Below are 16609 nucleotides of genomic sequence, written 5' to 3' on the forward strand. Positions count from 1 at the left end.
CATAACGGGCCAAATTCCGCAGCTGGATGGCAGGCAGGCCGGAGAAATTCAGCCGGGAAAACTCCATGCTACGCAGTCGGGTATATCGCTCCAGGGCGTCTGTAAATGACGGCCCACTGATAGTGACAGGACCTTTTCGCATCTCCTCCAGCACCGATATACGCTGCCCTTCAGGTATTTCAAGTAAACCGTCCAGTTGTGTTTTCTGCCAGCTGTCAGGCAACAAAGCCAGCCTTCGCCATAATCGTCGACTTGCCCGTTCGCGTACTTCGCCAATCAGCCTTGTCAGAGTCGAGGGTGCGGGTAGCAGGATCTTATTTTGCAGCAACCATGCGGTAGCAAAATCAAACAGCAGACCTGGACGCTCATTGCTGAGCCAGGCGCGAGTATAGAGCAAACGCTTCAGTCTGAATGACCAGGGGAAATCACCAAAATCATGATAATCATAATAGAGCTTGATAAGCCCCTGATGCTCCCAGCGGGTATTTTCTCTTTCAGCATACCGGGAAAGGATCTCTGGTCGGCTGATGTTCAACTGTGCCGCAATGTAAAAACGGATGAATGAGGGAATTTGAAGGGGATCAGGAGGAAACGTTCCCAGAAAGCGCGCCGTAGTCAGCTGAAGTGCAATCCCCAGCCGGTTATGTTTTCCCCGTCGCTGATTAATAAAAGCAAGGTCACGCTCATCCAGATGAAAATACCGAGCCAGCTGAACCTCATTTGGGTCTGCCACATAACGACCGTAGTTTTCTGTCTGTTCGCTGGTAAGAAAGTCATCACTCATTGCGCATCCTTTCGTAAACGGGAGTTCTGTTCTTTATTTAACCGTCTCAAATATTATAAGTTTTGAGACTGCTAAAATCGGCCCGGCATTAAGTATCAAAAATCGTGATTTATGCTTTATGATACTAAACAGTATCAATATCGATTTATGAGACCAATATGGCATTACTGGGATATGCGAGAGTATCAACCAGCCATCAGAAACTGACGGCGCAAATTTCTGAGCTGAAATCTTCCGGGGTGAGGGAAGATCGCATTTTTACGGACATGATGTCGGGAGCTACGGACGAGCGCGAAGGACTGCAACGTCTGCTGGCTCGGGCTGAACACGAGGACATTATCCTCTGTACCAAAATGGACCGACTGGGCCGTAATACCTCTGACATGATCAAAATCGTCGACACATGTTATAAAAAAGGGATAGCCATCAGGTTTCTGGAGAATGGGCTGAGTACTGAAGGAACGATGGGTAAAATGGTTATTCAGATCCTGGCCGCCGTTGCAGAGGCTGAACGCGAACGAATATTAGAGCGTACCAACGAGGGCAGAGTGGTCGCTATGGCGGCAGGGGTTAAGTTTGGGCGAAAACCTCATCAAGGGTCGGGAATGGCTCTGGAACTTATTCACCTTGATACTCCCATTAAGCTGGTGATGGAGAAAACCGGCATTTCACGGGCAACTTACTTTCGGTTGAAGAATCATCAGCGCCGTTCCTGATGTTCAGACGCTTCAAATGAAAATTTTCTGGCTCCTGCCTCGGAAGCTCTAAACATCTTCACATAAATGACCGGGGACATAATGGATAATTATAATCAGTTGCTTGCATTCATATGGGCGTATGAATACGGCAACTTTTCTGCCGCCGCGCGGGCAAACGGATTGACGCCTTCAGCAATGAGTAAACTCATCAGCCGGCTGGAGGCGAGATTACAGGTAAGACTCTTCCATCGCGGGACGAGAACGTTAACGCTGACCGAAGAGGGACACGTTTATCTTAACAGTGCCCGGGCAGTCGTTGACGCAATGACGGAGGCTGATTCACTGGCTGAAGATATGCCATCACGCGTCAGCGGGCAGCTGAAAATCCGTACTATGACTACCTTTGCCCGTTATCATATCCTTCCATGGTTGCCCGAGTTTATTGACGCCTACCCTGACCTCAACGTTGATATTGAAACGGGGCCGGTTTACCGGGATGATTTTGATAAAGGGCTGGATCTGGCCATTTATGGTGGTGTACTTGCGAGTTCTTCCCGCATCGCCCGTCGTATCGGTGAGAGTCAGTGGATTACCTGCGCTTCGCCGGCCTACATCACCAGGTACGGCATACCCTCCCATCCCCGTGAGTTGATGGAGCATCGCTGTTTTCACTTTAATTTCGATAGCCACTGGAACCAGTGGGTATTCGCCGAAGACAATCAGAGCATCATATTCCCGGTGAAACCGGTTGCCTCCCTGTCGCAGGGCGATTTGCTGCGCGATCTGGCCATTCAGGGAGAAGGTATCGTCCGCCTGGCTGACTTTCACGTTCACCGGGATATCAGAGAAGGAAGATTAATCCCGCTTTTGAAGGCATTCCAGTCTCCTGTCAGAGAGCCGCTCTATATAATTTACGCAAAAAGGCAGCATCTCAGCCCACGCATCCGCTGTTTTATTGAATTCATGGAAAAACAGATAGCCCTTCATCCCTGGAGCGTTTGAATTTTCAGTCAGCCCCTTACTACTTGTCCCTCAGATCATATTTGAACACCCACTGTGAAACTACGTCACAGTGGGTATTCCTGCTGCTCGAATCTCGTCGCTAACGGATCGTGATACTGTTTTATGGATTTTTACAGAACGAATCCATTTTTAGGAAAGAAGAAATTACTATGTCAGACAGACAAACATCACGGGCAGGGATGGCACTGGCCCTGGCTTTCTTTTCCGGTATGCTGAGCAGCAGCCTTCCCACTCCTCTCTATCCCGTGTACATCAGTTTATATGGCTTCAGTGCTTCTCAAATAATGGCGGTGTTTGGCGTCTACGCGGCAGGTGTCCTTTTCGCGCTGGCTTTTACTGCCAAAGTTCATATCAGGACTAGCCTGTATACAAGACCTCTCTATGCTGGCCTGACCTGCGTTTTGCTGTCATCACTACTGATGATGTTTGCAGATAACTTTATGATACTTATCCTGGGCCGTTTTGTTACCGGTCTGGGGTCAGGTATTTTAATGGCCTATATTAACCGCTCGCTGATTAAATTATTTGATACGGAAGTAAGTAACACTGCGGCATTGACGGCTTCTGCCTCGTTGATCCTTGGACAGGCTATTGGTCCATTAATAACGGGGGAAATCGTACATCGTGGTTTTTATGCACTTAAGACTCCATACATAATTCTTTTTATTCTGGTTGTAATGTCGATATTTGGGATCTGGCGCAGTCGTCTGGTGATTAATAGGCACTGTACGACAGTAACCATTGAACGGAAAAGTGCCGGTGCTCAAAGTTACAGGGGGCTCTGTTTCCGGGACGTCATCGTCTGCTGCATGGCCATATTTCTTTCATGGGCGATGGCATCCACGTTTATGTCCCAGGGGCCCACCCTCGCGCGCTCCTATTTCAATGTTGCCAGCGTGCAGCTGGTGAGCTATTCCCTTTCAGCATTCCTGCTGGTTGCAGGTATCAGCCAGATAGTGATGAGGAAAAAGCACCATTATTCGTCGCTGAAAATTGGGGTTGTTGCCCAGCTTGCTGCGGTTTTGCTGGCCCTCAGCAGTGTGCACACGAAAGCTCCTTCACTTCTCTTCATATCTGTGATGCTCGAAGGGTTCGCCTATGGGGCAATACTTGTCGGTGCTGCCACTATCGTTAACATGGTCGCCAGACAGAGTCAGCAACACCATCTGATAAACCTGCTTTACATTGTGGGCTACGTGGGTAACTGGCTGCCGTTTTCACTGAGCGTGATGATGGATCATTTTACCCAGGAAACAGCCCTCAACGCCTATCTGATACTGTGCAGTATTTTAAGTACGTGTATTTTTTTATCAGCTTATTTCGCGGTAAGATGCCAGAATATTACGGGGCGGACAAGAAAAAACTAAATATTATTGACGATGAAGTTAATAATCTAAGCTTATAACTGCCTGACCCAGATAATTGTGTGTAGAAAACTAATCCGACCTCTCAAATTGTAAGAAGACTGAAGGCGTGGTTATGAATACTTCAGGTTTGGGGACACCGCATAAATTTAACCTGGAGTCATCTCCCGTTCCTGTACAGCTGGATATGGTTAAAAGTAATGAGTTTATTATCAGAGCATTATTCCCAGGGTAACCGTTGCTCCCAGCTTTCAACAAGCAGGTCAATAAAGGCGCGAATGCGCGGGGATAAATGTCGTTTACTGGGGTAAATGATCCGAACAGGTTCAGGGGGGAAGGGATAGTCCTCAAGCACGGGTATCAATTTACCGCTACGCAAATCTTCTCCAAGCAAATAGGTAGGTAAGTGGACTATACCAAATCCGGAAATTGCCGATGCCCGCATGGCTTCCGAACTGTCGAGATTTAGCCGCCCGGGTCCTTCATACACAAAAGTGCCTTCCGGAGTCGCAAACCGCCAGCTGCGTCTCTTTTCTGCACTCAGAAGAAAAATAGTGTCATGCCTGGTTAAGTCTGCGGGCGTTTCTGGAATGCCCCGTGAGGACAAATATTCGGGAGATGCACAAGTGACAATGTGCTGCGAAGCAATCGTTCGGGTAAGAATGCGCGAGTCATCGCGGGGTTCACCGATGCGAATGGCAATATCAAAGCCTTCTTCAATAAGATCAACAAACCTGTCGCTAAAGGACACCTCCGCACGAAGTTCCGGCCACTTTTTCAGATAAACATCCAGAATGGGAAGGATATGGCGCTGCCCAAAAGAAAGCGGCGCACTCAGCCGGAGAGTCCCCGTTGGCTTCCCCCTGCGCATGGCCATGGCGGCATCGACCTCTTCCAGGTCATCCAGTATCTGTCGGCAACGGTCGAACATGACCCTCCCTTCATCAGTCAGACTCAGACTCCGGGTGGTACGGTTAAGGAGACGAACACCCATACGCGTTTCGAGCCTGACAATACTCTTGCCAATGGCAGAACGTGTGAGCCCTAGGGAACCCGCTGCGTGGGTGTAACTCCCGGCTTTTACAGCCGCGACGAACGCAGCGATATCACCAATGCTGTTGATCTCCATGGTTTATTTATCACCTTTAATACGGGCTTTAACGTACCCTGATACGGGAAACACATTCCCCAAATGTTTATATATTATAGGCTCCTGTTATTTTTTAACGCAAATACAAACAGGAATAAAAATGCTGAATCAACAAACCAAACAAGCCGTAAAAGAATGGTCAGAAAGCCTGGCCGGCCTGGGTCCAATCCTTACGGGTGAGGATACCGTAACGCCTATGAGTGAGGTACGTGACGCCTACACCCGTATGCTGGCTAAAAATCCTGCACCTTCCGGTGTCAGTTTTATTGAGGTAGACATGGGAGGCGTGCCGGGAACGCTGGTAACCCCCGACAACCTTGAAACTGATGCCATCGTTATGTACATCCACGGCGGTGCTTACATTGTTGGTGAACCGGCGGGCTATCACGGCATTGGTGGTAACTACGCCAGCATGCTGGGCGCACGGGTTTACATGCCGGATTACCGTCTGGCACCGGAGTATCCTTTCCCTACGCCTGTTACCGACACCGTTCGTGCGTATGAGTGGTTGATTGAGCAGGGCTTTGACGCCAGCAAAATCGTACTGGCGGGCGAGTCTGCGGGCGGAGCGATGGTGGTTACCGTTATGGTAGCTGCACGTAATAAAGGCCTGCCGCTTCCTGCTGGCGGTGTTTCCATTTCCCCATGGGCCAACCTTGAGCACACGGGCGTCTCCATGACCAATCGGGAAGGCCTTGATCCTCTGAACACCAAGGCAGGTCTGGATTTCCTGGCTCGCACCTTCCTGGGCGATGCGTTGCCTAATCACCCAATGGCATCACCGGTGTTTGCCGATGTGACGGGCCTGCCGCCGGTGCTGGTTCAGATTGGCGAGAACGAACTGATGCTGAGCGACGCGATGCGTCTGGCAACTCATCTGGGTGATAACCGGGTTCGCGTAAATCTGGAAGTGTGGCCGGGTATGTTTCACGCATGGCATTTCTTCTCCACACTGCAGCCAGAAGCGGTACAGGCTCTGGAGAGCTCAGTCGTCTTTATGAAGCAGGCTCTGCGGGATGCCGCGAAGTAATCATCAGTGATGAATAAATAACGGGCGCAGCTGACTGCGCCCGTCAGGAGTGAAAATGCCCCATTTACAGACACAACTCACTTATCCACCGGATCTTGCCTCACATAGCGCATATAAGCGTGTATTCAGCCCGGGCCGACTGACCTTCGGCTTTATTATGCCACTTGAAGGTTATCCGGATTCGCCTTTCCCGACTCTGCAGGATCATCAGGCGCTGGCAAAATTTGCTGATGACGCCGGTTTTTCCGCTCTGTGGATGAGAGATGTGCCCTTTTATGATCCACGGTTTGGTGACACCGGACAGATGCTGGATCCCATGGTCTATCTCGGATTCCTTGCCTCTCAAACTACACGCATAACGCTGGGTACCACCGGTATGGTGTTACCCCTGCGGGACCCGATTATATTGGCCAAGCAGGCAGCCTCAGTGGACCAGCTAAGTGGTGGACGCCTTTTGCTGGGGCTATCCAGCGGGGATCGCGCTGTTGAATACCCTACATTTGGTGCCGATTACGATAACCGGGCCGAACGCTATCGGGAGGCGTTTGGTCTGATAAAAACCGTCTGTGAGACGTCCTTCCCGGTGGCTGAAACGGCGTACTACGGCAAGCTATCAGGCAACCTTGATCTTATTCCCAAACCCTTTAAATCCCGTATTCCAATGATTGTGGTTGGTCGCGCACGGCAGGACCTGAGCTGGATAGCAGAGGAAAGCGACGGATGGATATGGCATCTGAGTGATTTCTCAACGCTCCCGGAGCTACTTGAATTCTGGCGTGGCGGTTACGACGATAATCGTTTCAGACCTTATGGTTATGCCACCTTTTTTGACCTCGATGCTAACCCTGACGCGCCGCTTCGCAGATTGATGAATGGCATCACCGTCGGCCGCAATGCGCTGATAAAGCTATGGAAGGAGCAGGAACGGCAGGGAGTAAACCACGTTGCGTTAAATCTGAAACCGCTGACACGGTCCGCAGCCGAGGTGATGGCTGAAATGGCAGAATTTGTGTTACCCGAGTTTCCTTCTGAATAAACGCAGGACAATAAATGAACAGTTCATTTCATTCTTCGGTGCAGAGCCTGATAAGTTTTTGTGAAACCTGGTCAGGGAATGCTTACTCCGACAATAGCCAATGGCTGGACCCCTCGGTCAGATTATTCAGCAGTCATCGTGGAACAGTTTCCGGCCGTGAAAATGTCACCGCCCTTTTGCAAAATGACTTTGCTGACCTGGACAACGTATCCGTTACGCTGACAAACACCGTTGAGCGACGGAACGATAAAGATTACGTCGCCAGTGCATACCTGCACGGGCATGCTTCGCGCACAGGTTCCGGACGTCATAACCAGGTACGGTTTGGGGGGACGGTCGTGATGAGGGCAGGCACAGATGAAGCCCAACCTTTGATCCATACCCTTCACCTCCAAATAAACTGGACCTCAGGTGCAAGGCAGTTGTTATCGGGATGGCAGCTACCGGCTGAAGAGTCCGGCTGGCATCAGCGATTTCCGCCAGTCGCCATTATCAGTGAACTTGATGCCCCGTGGCATATTGTGCCAGAAAACCACCGTGCTACGAGTGACGAACAGGATGTGATCGATACCTGGTATCGCTACGCGTGGGCGCTGGACCAGGCAGATTTCACACTTTTCAGCACATGTTTTAGTGAAAACGCCGCGGGTAACTTTACCCCCCTGGGCTATATATCGGGGAGGCGGAATATTATTGCCGCCATGAAAGCCTTCCGGCTTCCGTGGCCCTGGATGCAGCATTATGGTGAACCGCTGAAAGTATGTATCCAGCCCGATCGCCATTCGGCCATCCTGATAGTAGGCCGGATCATCGCGGAGAGAACGCACGACTCAGGGGGGCGCGAAATCTACGGCGCGCATTACCGCGTTGGGATGGAAAAGGATTCTCACAATCGATGGTCAATATGCTGGAGCGAATATAATCCAGGCTGGCTTTCAACAGATGATGTATCCGGTATTGATACCACATTACCGCGCAACAGATGAACGCTGCGCGCTCGACAAGCGTGCCGGCAACTCTTTTTTCAGTTCTTCAATCAAGGCTCTCACTTTAGGAAGGACCGTGTGAGTCCTGGGCCACATTGCAGAAATGGGGGTGGGCGGTGCCTGAAATGTGGGTAGAATTGCACGAAGCTGCCCCCTTTTGATGGCATCACCGCATAACCAGTCCGGAAGTTGCGTCACCCCACATCCGGCAATAGCCGCCTCCAGCATGGCTTGACCATTATTAAAACGGTAGGCTGAGGAAACAACGTGTCTTACAACGTGTCCCTCTTTGCCCCGGATTAGCCAGTAATTTTGCCCGTCTGACGGTAACCCTGAAATGCATCTGTGTGATGAAAGCTCACGAAGATCAATGGGGATGCCTGCTCGTTCCAGATATCCCGCAGAGGCGCAAATGATAAGCCTTTGCTCGCCCAGGCGTGTGGCAACCAAATCAGCTGAGTCAGGCAGGGGGCCAAGCCTCAGTGCGAGGTCAAAGCCGTCTGTCGCCGGGTCGCGAACCCGATCGCTGAAATCAACTTCGATATTCAGGGCCCGGTATTTTAACGCCATGATATTGAGTAAGGGCATAATGAAAAGGTGACCAAAGGCCACGGGAACCGTCAGCCGCATCAGTCCAGACGGCTCGACTATTCCCGCCTCTATTCTGCTTTCGGCATCTGAAATCATATCCAGAGCAGCAGTGCAGCGATTGAAATAGATCTCACCTTCCGGTGTCAGCGACAGGCTTCGCGTACTGCGGTTGAGTAAGCGAACCCCCAGCCGAATTTCCAGACGCTTGATGCTTTTGCTGAGTGCAGAGCGCGTCACGCCTAAACCCTCAGCAGCAGCAACGAAACTGCCTTTTCTGACGACTTCAGTAAATTCCTGTACGCCATTGAGTTGTGCCGTCACAAATATTGGTTCCTTTATCTCAACAGTGAGGGGCTTTTTGCCCAGGTAATCATGGTCTTCAAATAAGGTTAAGATCGTTGCTAATAGATTTTTACCATGAAATGGCTTCAGGAGACAGAATGAGCGAGTTACTGAATATCTATACAATGAATGGAATAAGGCTTAATAATCGTGTGGTTATGGCACCAATGACCCGTTCGCGGGCCTATGATCTTATTCCCACTGACAGTATGGTCACCTACTATCGCCAGCGCGCAACAGCAGGTTTAATTGTTTCCGAAGGTTCACCTGTTTCAATGGAAGGCCGTGGACAGGCTTACACGCCGGGAATTTACACTGACGAACAGATAGAGGGCTGGAAAAAGGTGACTGAGGCAGTACATGCGCAGGGTGGGAAAATATTCATCCAGCTTTGGCACGTAGGACGTTCCTCACACATTGCTCACCAGCCTGATGGGCAGGCACCGGTCAGCTCCGTCTCACGCGTTGCAGAAGGCTGCACCACTCACATTCCCGGTGATAACTGTCAGTCTGTACGCGTATTTCACAGCCAGCCCCGCGCATTAGCAACGGATGAAGTCCCGCGGGTGACGCAGGATTTCGTTCGGGCGGCTAAAAATGCTATCGAGGCGGGGTTTGACGGTGTGGAGATCCACGCGGCTAACGGCTACATCTTCGAGCAATTTATCAATGGTGGACTTAACGACAGAACAGATCGTTATGGTGGTACTATCGCCAATCGCCTGCGGTTTACGCTGGAAACGGTGGATGCCGTCTCTGCAGCCATCGGGAGTCATCTGACAGGTATCCGTATTGCACCCTTTGGCCGCCTGCAGGATATGCATGGCTTTGATGATGAGCAGGATACCTGGTTATCTTTAGGTATCGAACTGCGTCGTCGACATCTCGCATATGTACATTTGAGCGATCAGGAATCTCTCGGAGCTCAGGCCATTCCTGCTGGCTTCCTTACAAAGTTTCGCAAGGCTTACGAAGGTACCCTCATCGTAGCGGGCAGCTATACACAGGCGCGTGCAGAAATGGCACTCAGAGAGGGGGTTGCCGACTTAATTGCATTTGGGCGTCCTTTCATAGCCAATCCAGATCTCGTTAAACGCATGAAGAATGGATGGCCGATGGCTGTTCCTGATAAGGATACGTTCTATACCGGGCGAGATGCAGGTTATATAGATTATCCCACGTATCACGTCGATTAAGTTCCCAGAAGCTGGAACGTATCCGGAATGCCTCCGATCCTAAAACAGCTCCGGTTTTCAGCCATTCGGAGAGGAGGAATTCTATCAATAGTGAAACCGCCAAATAAATACTTATATTTCATATAATTACTTCGTTAGCGTGGTTTTTTACATCATTGGCCCTCGAACCCCACATCGCTGACAAATTATCAAGAGCCCCTTCAACTGTTAGCCGCGAGATCAAAAGGCATGGAGGTGCAAAACATTACCGAGCTGCAAAAGCTGATAAGGGCGCGTGGGACAGTGCCCTGAGGCCAAAACCTTGCAAGCTAATTGGATGCCCCGCATTGTGTAAAATCATTGCAGAGAAGATATATCAGGACTGGTCGCCGGAACAAATCGCCGGTTGGCTTAAACGCTGTTATCCGGATAATCAGGAAATGCAGGTGTCACACGAAACGATTTATAAAACGCTTTTTATACAAACCCGGGGAGCTTTAAAAAAAGAGCTGCAGCAGTGCCTAAGAAGCGGAAGAGTAGTACGTAAATCCAGAACGACATCACTTAAAGGAAAGGGATTAGGCTCAATTCCGGATGCAATACCCATCAGCGAAAGGCCATCTGATGTTGCAGACAGAGCCATACCTGGCCACTGGGAGGGAGACCTGATACAGGGCTCTAAAAACTCATATATTGTCACGATGGTAGAACGCCATTCCCGCTTTGTTATGCTTGCCAAAATCAGTGATAACAAGACAGCTACAGTCATATCCGCACTAATCAAACAAGCCCGGCAGCTGCCTGTTGAACTGTATAAAACATTAACCTGGGATCGAGGGGCGGAAATGACTAATCACACCCTTTTTACTGTAGCGACAGAAATTGAGGTCTATTTTTGTGATCCTCAATCTCCCTGGCAACGCGGCTCCAATGAAAATACGAACAGATTGCTTAGGCAGTATTTTCCAAAAGGAACTGACTTATCGGTTCACAGCCAGCAAAGACTAAACAGTGTTGCCAGGCAGCTCAACGAGAGGCCAAGAAAAACGCTAGACTATGAATCACCCGCAGAGCGTTTTAACCAATGTGTTGCATCCATCGGTTGAACTCACAGCCAGAAGCGGACGTTGTATCTTTGCACGCTGCGATAACTTTTTGATAATTTTGCAAACGCATTAAAAAGACAATTATCAGAGTGGCCTCTTAAGTGTTCTTATGCAGATTGCGGTAGCCTCCTGGCGTTCTTCCGGTATGACGTTTGAATGCCAGCGAAAAAGAGGGAACAGATTTATATCCGGTTAATCTTGCTATCTCACTAATACTTAAGTGATGTTTCCTGAGTTCAGCGCATGCCAGCTCCATTCGCCATGACGTCAGATAATTCCCGGGCGTTGAACCGGTAAGCTGGTGAAACCGACTAGCGAACGCACTGCGGGACATGGCTGATTTAGCAGACAGACTTGCCAGCGTCCAGTCTGCAGATGGAGAAGAATGTATCAGTGACAGTGCGGTTCCTATTTTCCTGTCACCGAGCGCTTTCAGCCAGGATGTCCCTTTCTGATTACCCTCTAAGTATTCCCTCAGCATCTGCACCAGAACAAGTATTGCCATGCTACTGGCCACAATGTCGTGTCCGGGACGAAGCGCTGATGTTTCATGCGAAAGCAAAGTGATAAGGGCGGTGAGTGCAGGAGAAGAACTTTCCTCTCGTCGTGAAACCAGAACCGGAGGCAGATGTTTTAAAAGCAGCGGGCTGGAAGCCTCCTCAAATACGAATCTTCCCCCAATCCCCTCACTGATAAGTTCTCCCTGGCCGTAGCGGACCACGCCATCCGCTTCACGGTGAGAAGAGAATATCTGCCGTCCGTCACTCACCATCAATGCCGGACTTGAGCCACAGCAGTAAGCGTCACCCGAGGTCAGAAGATAGAAGTCCCCTTTTTCAAGCAGCAGAGGCTGCATTCCGACCATCCAGAGCCAGAAGTTCCCCTCAAGCACAGTGCCGAACTTAATGTGTTTATAAGAGGGAAACCGCATTGCCCAGGGGCCACGTGCTTCCATACGGGCCGTAAGAATGGCCTCTACCTTCAGGAGTGAAAGAATATCAGACAGCGGATCCATAACATCCTGGACGAATGAATAATAAAAAAGGGATTTCTATAATAAAAGAAAGCTTTTATCTGCGTCATTATCATTTGGAGCTTAACGGAGAAAACCAAATGAAATACGCAGAACTGGGTAAAACAGGGGTTTATGTTTCACGCATTTGTCTCGGGACGATGACATTTGGCGGGGCGGATAATGCCGCCGGTAATGCCATCGGCCGTCTGACGGGCAAAGAGGCGGATATTATCGTTGGTGAGGCGCTGGACGCCGGCATCAATTTTATTGATACCGCCGATGTCTATGGTTCGGGGGGCTCTGAAAGCGTGCTGGGCGAAGTGCTGGCGCAGCGCCGCGGTCAGGTTTTCCTTGCAACAAAAGCGCACAGCAGAATGAATGCGGGCCCAAATGATGCAGGCCAGTCGCGCTATCACTTGATGCAGGCGCTTGAAGCCAGCCTGCGGCGGCTTAAAACCGATCACATTGACTTATATCAGGTTCACAACTTTGATGCTGCAACGCCGCCTGAAGAGGTTTTACGGACACTGGATGATATGGTGCGACAGGGTAAGGTCAGGTATATCGGCTGTTCGAATTATGCGGGCTGGCAGCTTGCCAAAGCCCTGGGTGTCTCGGCTGAACATAAGCTTGAGAAATTTGTCAGCGTACAGTCTTTTTATTCGCTGGCCTGCCGCGACATTGAGCATGAACTCCTGCCGGCAATCAAGGACAGCCACAGCGGACTTCTGTGCTGGAGTCCACTGGCAGGCGGGCTGCTTTCAGGCAAGTTTGATCGCAGCGGCAATCATGACGCTTCGGGCAGGCGCGCGAAGATCGAATTTCCACCCGTCGACAAGAACCAGGCATGGGATATCGTGGATGTGCTCAGAGCAGTTTCTGAAAAACACAACACCACACCAGCCTGCATTGCGCTCGCCTGGCTGCTTTCGTCACCGCAGGTGACCAGCGTTATAGCGGGCGTGCGTAATGTGGAGCAACTCAGGGGCAACCTCTGCGCACTGTCTGTTGAGCTCAGTGAAGAAGAAAAAGGAATGCTCGATGAGGTCAGTCATCCAGGGATTCGTTATCCGGGCTGGATACAGTCATATAATGCCGCGAGTCGTTTCCCTGCGGGCTTTACCGATACCGGACCCAGTTGGGTGCTGGGCGAGTCACCCGTCTGAAATAAAATATATATGGGATGTCCGGTTCGTATTTAGGCCGAAAAGGGCTGGTACAAAATAAATGCCAGTAGAAGCTGAATATCTCAGTGTCAAAGATCCGCTGCTCGCTCGAAGCAGCCTGATGGGCTTCACCTACAGCAGTTTGGTGCCAGAAGCGGACATTACTGGCAGACTGAAGCAGATAAAGTCCTGCCCGCATGAGGCAATTAGAGCTCTCACATTGTTTATGCTGCAAACCGGCTTTCTGGTAAACCGGCAAAGACTGCAGATTCGGCCTTCAGTAAAGCACCGTCATAAATTGATGGCGCAGAAAGCCCCACAGAAGCAGTGGTGCAGTAGAGGTTGGTGAAGCCCTCACCGGCCAGTATCGGACAGGTGCTCTGGATACCAGGGGATGGCAGGATAGTGTCTGTGGTCCCATCCGGACTGTAACGAACAATACGATTCCCTCCCCATTCAGCATTCCATAAATAGCCCATCGCATCCACGCAGGAGCCGTCAGGTGCACCATTGCCTGCTGTTTCGGTGAACACGCGCGGGTTCTCCAGAGATGGATAATCGCAGCAGAATATTTTGCCCTGCATCGAGTCGCTGTAATAGATCGTGCAGCCATCGGGGCTGAAACAGATGCTGTTCGGGATGGCGACCTCGGGCAGCGCAAGCGTTTCAACAGTCAGCGTTGCAGCATTTAGTCGGTGAAACTTACCGATGACTTTTACGGGATAACCTTCATCCATAGTCCCAAAGACAAAATTACCGGCACGGTCGCACCGTCCGTCACCTGTGCGGGTGCCTGTTTCTCCCGGTGAGGCTGCCACCGTTGTAAGAATACCGGTGTTGAGATCATAGAAAGCCAGCCTGGACGCGAGTCCCATCAGCAGAATGTGACTCTTTTCGGTCAGGGCAAAGGATCCAAGGCGTTCTGGCAGCGACCAGCGCATCACAGCGTCATCGCCTTCTTCTAAGGCGAGTAGTTCACTGCATTCAATGTCAGTCCAATAGAGTCTGCATGTTCTTTCACACCACAGGGGGCACTCTCCCAGCGTATTCCTGACATCAGCTGCAATTGAAAACATGTTAATCCTCCGGATAAATAAAGGTCGTACTGCACATTGAGCGTGACTCACCCGCGTCTGCGCTGTGGTAAACGTGGGTAAACGCAGTTACTGCAGATAACGCGCAGAAAGTCGATCGCTGAAAAGCATGACGGCAAGTCCGATCAGCATAACCAGCATTCCCCCCAGCCTGAGTAACGAAACCGGACGCCGCACAGCGCCCAACAAGCCAAAATGATCAATCATCTGCGAGGAAAGTAACTGTCCGACAATCGCCAGCCCGAGCAGAGCTGAAAACCCAATTTTCGGCGCAAGCACGACATAGCTGAACAGTGCACATGCGCCTATCATTCCGCCCGCCAGACTCCAGAGGGGTTGCGACGGGATCGCCGCTAGCGATGTCATCAACCCACCCCGCAGCAGCGCGTAAATCCCTAGACTGAACGCGCCCGCCGTAAATGAAAACAGCGCCGCAGTGACCGGGTCGCCGCCCAGTCCCTTTGCCAGCTGGCTGTTCAGGGTCGTCTGCAGGGTGATCCCCAGACCTGCGGCAAAAGCGATTACGTAATAGGTCATGCCCATGCTTTTCATCCTGGTCAGTCGGCCTGCACCAGCGGCAGGAAGGTGTCAGCAAAAATGTCAGGCTGGTAGCCAGAGGCTGCAAAAAGGTGCTCACGCGACTCATCAATCGCCGCACGTAGTCGCGCGCTGTCTACGCCCAGCACCTTACCGTTCTGTTTAACGATGCGTCCGCCGATCATGACGGTGTCGATGTTGCTGCGCTCGGCGGCATGAACCACCGTGCCAAAGGCATTGCCGGACGGGTAAAGATTGAGATCACTGACGCTAATCAGCACCAGGTCGGCTTGTTTGCCTGGCGTCAGGCTGCCAACTTTGTCCTGCAGCCCTGCACAGGCAGCGCCATCAAGAGTCGCGGCTTTAAGGAGTTGCGCCGCCGGAAGCGTTTTCAGCGCATGTTCAGAATCGCAGCACTGCTGCTGATGCATGCCCATCACGCGCTGCAGGTAAAAGGCGACGCGCATCTCCATAAACATATCGGTGCTGTACGACGTTTCATTGTCTACGCTCAGGCCAGGGTTGATGCCATGACGCTGCGCGGCCTCAATGGCGAACATCCCGCTTTCGATGCCATAGTGCGAATCTGAGCGCGGGCAGACGTTCACCCGGACACCGGCCTCCCGCAGAATTTCCCATCCCCTGTCGGGCAGCGCCGTGCAGTGATTGAAAATATTGTCCGGACCCAGAAGCCCCTGCTGATGCAGCGACTCAAGTTCAGACCCCATCTCAGCGCCAAAGAACTCAGTGACAATCGACAGTCCCAGCCGGCGGGCTTCGGCCCACAACTCCGGCTCCAGCTGGGCCATGACGGCGAGAGAGACCAGGCTTTCAGGGTTGTCGGTGAAATACTTATCCTGCAGACGCTGCCAGTTTCCCGGCCAGTGCGCTTTATCCCATTCGCCAGCTACCGGTGCGCCGGAAGCATGAATGGCACGAATGCCGGTATCAAGCAGGGCCTCGACGGCGGCATCGGAATGCGCTGCGGTTCGGCTGTTGTGCGAGTTATCGATCATTGTGGTGATGCCCGCGTCAATAGCGCCCAGCGCCGTCAGCAGGTTGCCAACATAGATATCGGCAGGACGGTAATATTTAGCGAAGGAGAAGTGCGTGGCGTTGCTGTAGTCGTCCAGGCAGGTGGCGTTTGGGTTAATGCGGCGCAACTGTCCTTCCCATGCGTGACGATGAGAATCGACCATTCCCGGCATGGCGATCATGTTGGTGGCATCAATGACATGCGCACCAGGCACATCCAGGTTCTGGCCCACGGCGGTAATAGTTGAGCCGTTGATGTGAATATCGCCGTGCTCAATGTTACCGACGCTCCCATCCATGCTCAGTATCGTGGCGCCACGAATCAACGTAGCCTGTGAAGTACTATTCTGATTATTAACAATATTTCGGATGTATTTGGTCATTAAACCTGCCTCTTTCCTGATTAATGGGGAAACGATACACCACGTTATTAGCCTGAATAAGATGCTTAAAGCGTTTTCATAATTCATAATTCGC

The 16609-nt window shown here is 51.2% G+C and carries 15 protein-coding genes and 1 pseudogene; 9 read left to right on the forward strand and 7 right to left on the reverse strand.

Going from position 1 to position 16609, the window contains the following annotated elements:
* A partial coding sequence (locus tag NQH49_RS22920; protein WP_256699424.1) for a DUF4158 domain-containing protein occupies nt 1-784 on the reverse strand: 784 nt, incomplete at its 3' end.
* A 158-nt stretch (nt 785-942) separates the two neighbouring features.
* On the opposite strand from NQH49_RS22920, the gene NQH49_RS22925 reads away from it, so the two are divergent.
* The 3 genes from NQH49_RS22925 to NQH49_RS22935 all read left to right on the forward strand — a co-directional run bounded on the left by NQH49_RS22925 (nt 943) and on the right by NQH49_RS22935 (nt 3872).
* Nucleotides 943-1500: a recombinase family protein gene (locus tag NQH49_RS22925; protein ID WP_256699219.1), complete on the forward strand. Its 558-nt coding sequence runs from the start codon at nt 943-945 to the stop codon at nt 1498-1500.
* Between the two features lie 81 nt (nt 1501-1581).
* On the forward strand, nt 1582-2484 hold the full coding sequence (locus tag NQH49_RS22930) for a LysR family transcriptional regulator (protein ID WP_154902101.1): 903 nt from the start codon (nt 1582-1584) through the stop codon (nt 2482-2484).
* A 170-nt stretch (nt 2485-2654) separates the two neighbouring features.
* Nucleotides 2655-3872: an MFS transporter gene (locus tag NQH49_RS22935; RefSeq protein ID WP_256699220.1), complete on the forward strand. Its 1218-nt coding sequence runs from the start codon at nt 2655-2657 to the stop codon at nt 3870-3872.
* A gap of 217 nt (nt 3873-4089) precedes the next feature.
* Here NQH49_RS22935 and NQH49_RS22940 read toward each other — a convergent pair whose 3' ends face one another.
* The gene (locus NQH49_RS22940; protein WP_056237851.1) at nt 4090-4998 is read right to left on the reverse strand and encodes a LysR family transcriptional regulator; all 909 of its coding nucleotides are present in this window, start codon (nt 4996-4998) and stop codon (nt 4090-4092) included.
* A gap of 121 nt (nt 4999-5119) precedes the next feature.
* Between NQH49_RS22940 and NQH49_RS22945 the strand changes: the two genes are divergently transcribed.
* The 3 genes from NQH49_RS22945 to NQH49_RS22955 are packed head-to-tail and all read left to right on the forward strand — an operon-like array spanning nt 5120 to nt 8071.
* Nucleotides 5120-6049, forward strand: coding sequence for an alpha/beta hydrolase (locus NQH49_RS22945; protein ID WP_256699221.1), 930 nt, complete (start codon nt 5120-5122; stop codon nt 6047-6049).
* Nucleotides 6050-6104: 55 nt separating this feature from the next.
* On the forward strand, nt 6105-7085 hold the full coding sequence (locus tag NQH49_RS22950; protein WP_256699222.1) for a TIGR03571 family LLM class oxidoreductase: 981 nt from the start codon (nt 6105-6107) through the stop codon (nt 7083-7085).
* A gap of 14 nt (nt 7086-7099) precedes the next feature.
* Complete coding sequence (locus NQH49_RS22955) at nt 7100-8071, forward strand: nuclear transport factor 2 family protein (protein ID WP_256699224.1); 972 nt, start codon at nt 7100-7102, stop codon at nt 8069-8071.
* On the opposite strand, the gene NQH49_RS22960 is transcribed toward NQH49_RS22955, so the two are convergent.
* Nucleotides 8054-8983, reverse strand: a complete 930-nt coding sequence (locus NQH49_RS22960) for a LysR family transcriptional regulator (RefSeq protein ID WP_256699225.1) — start codon at nt 8981-8983, stop codon at nt 8054-8056. The two genes, NQH49_RS22955 and NQH49_RS22960, sit on opposite strands and share 18 nt — an antisense overlap.
* A 119-nt stretch (nt 8984-9102) precedes the next feature.
* Between NQH49_RS22960 and NQH49_RS22965 the strand changes: the two genes are divergently transcribed.
* Both NQH49_RS22965 and NQH49_RS22970 read left to right on the forward strand, forming a co-directional pair.
* The gene (locus tag NQH49_RS22965) at nt 9103-10200 is read left to right on the forward strand and encodes an alkene reductase (protein ID WP_154902096.1); all 1098 of its coding nucleotides are present in this window, start codon (nt 9103-9105) and stop codon (nt 10198-10200) included.
* A gap of 173 nt (nt 10201-10373) precedes the next feature.
* Nucleotides 10374-11285 (forward strand): annotated as a pseudogene (locus NQH49_RS22970) (IS30 family transposase); the annotation flags it as partial.
* Between the two features lie 97 nt (nt 11286-11382).
* Here the strand turns inward: NQH49_RS22970 and NQH49_RS22975 are convergent.
* On the reverse strand, nt 11383-12300 hold the full coding sequence (locus tag NQH49_RS22975; RefSeq protein ID WP_013199736.1) for an AraC family transcriptional regulator: 918 nt from the start codon (nt 12298-12300) through the stop codon (nt 11383-11385).
* A gap of 98 nt (nt 12301-12398) precedes the next feature.
* Between NQH49_RS22975 and NQH49_RS22980 the strand changes: the two genes are divergently transcribed.
* Nucleotides 12399-13466: an aldo/keto reductase gene (locus NQH49_RS22980; protein ID WP_013578385.1), complete on the forward strand. Its 1068-nt coding sequence runs from the start codon at nt 12399-12401 to the stop codon at nt 13464-13466.
* Nucleotides 13467-13690: 224 nt separating this feature from the next.
* Here the strand turns inward: NQH49_RS22980 and NQH49_RS22985 are convergent, their stop codons facing one another.
* From NQH49_RS22985 to NQH49_RS22995, 3 genes are all read right to left on the reverse strand, one after another.
* Complete coding sequence (locus NQH49_RS22985) at nt 13691-14542, reverse strand: SMP-30/gluconolactonase/LRE family protein (RefSeq protein ID WP_015697042.1); 852 nt, start codon at nt 14540-14542, stop codon at nt 13691-13693.
* Between the two features lie 87 nt (nt 14543-14629).
* Nucleotides 14630-15103: a DMT family transporter gene (locus NQH49_RS22990; protein ID WP_015697043.1), complete on the reverse strand. Its 474-nt coding sequence runs from the start codon at nt 15101-15103 to the stop codon at nt 14630-14632.
* Between the two features lie 14 nt (nt 15104-15117).
* Complete coding sequence (locus tag NQH49_RS22995) at nt 15118-16515, reverse strand: amidohydrolase family protein (protein ID WP_256699226.1); 1398 nt, start codon at nt 16513-16515, stop codon at nt 15118-15120.
* Nucleotides 16516-16609 lie beyond the last annotated feature (94 nt).

This window comes from Pantoea trifolii (assembly GCF_024506435.1).
GTDB lineage: Bacteria > Pseudomonadota > Gammaproteobacteria > Enterobacterales > Enterobacteriaceae > Pantoea > Pantoea trifolii.

Bases quoted from the DNA above. Each gene is read 5' to 3' on its own strand.
- NQH49_RS22985 (WP_015697042.1), bottom strand. From the start codon at position 14,542: ATGTTTTCAATTGCAGCTGATGTCAGGAATACGCTGGGAGAGTGCCCC.
- NQH49_RS22935 (WP_256699220.1), top strand. From the start codon at position 2,655: ATGTCAGACAGACAAACATCACGGGCAGGGATGGCACTGGCCCTGGCT.
- NQH49_RS22975 (WP_013199736.1), bottom strand. From the start codon at position 12,300: ATGGATCCGCTGTCTGATATTCTTTCACTCCTGAAGGTAGAGGCCATT.
- NQH49_RS22990 (WP_015697043.1), bottom strand. From the start codon at position 15,103: ATGGGCATGACCTATTACGTAATCGCTTTTGCCGCAGGTCTGGGGATC.
- NQH49_RS22940 (WP_056237851.1), bottom strand. From the start codon at position 4,998: ATGGAGATCAACAGCATTGGTGATATCGCTGCGTTCGTCGCGGCTGTA.
- NQH49_RS22965 (WP_154902096.1), top strand. From the start codon at position 9,103: ATGAGCGAGTTACTGAATATCTATACAATGAATGGAATAAGGCTTAAT.
- NQH49_RS22995 (WP_256699226.1), bottom strand. From the start codon at position 16,515: ATGACCAAATACATCCGAAATATTGTTAATAATCAGAATAGTACTTCA.
- NQH49_RS22930 (WP_154902101.1), top strand. From the start codon at position 1,582: ATGGATAATTATAATCAGTTGCTTGCATTCATATGGGCGTATGAATAC.
- NQH49_RS22980 (WP_013578385.1), top strand. From the start codon at position 12,399: ATGAAATACGCAGAACTGGGTAAAACAGGGGTTTATGTTTCACGCATT.
- NQH49_RS22945 (WP_256699221.1), top strand. From the start codon at position 5,120: ATGCTGAATCAACAAACCAAACAAGCCGTAAAAGAATGGTCAGAAAGC.
- NQH49_RS22950 (WP_256699222.1), top strand. From the start codon at position 6,105: ATGCCCCATTTACAGACACAACTCACTTATCCACCGGATCTTGCCTCA.
- NQH49_RS22955 (WP_256699224.1), top strand. From the start codon at position 7,100: ATGAACAGTTCATTTCATTCTTCGGTGCAGAGCCTGATAAGTTTTTGT.
- NQH49_RS22925 (WP_256699219.1), top strand. From the start codon at position 943: ATGGCATTACTGGGATATGCGAGAGTATCAACCAGCCATCAGAAACTG.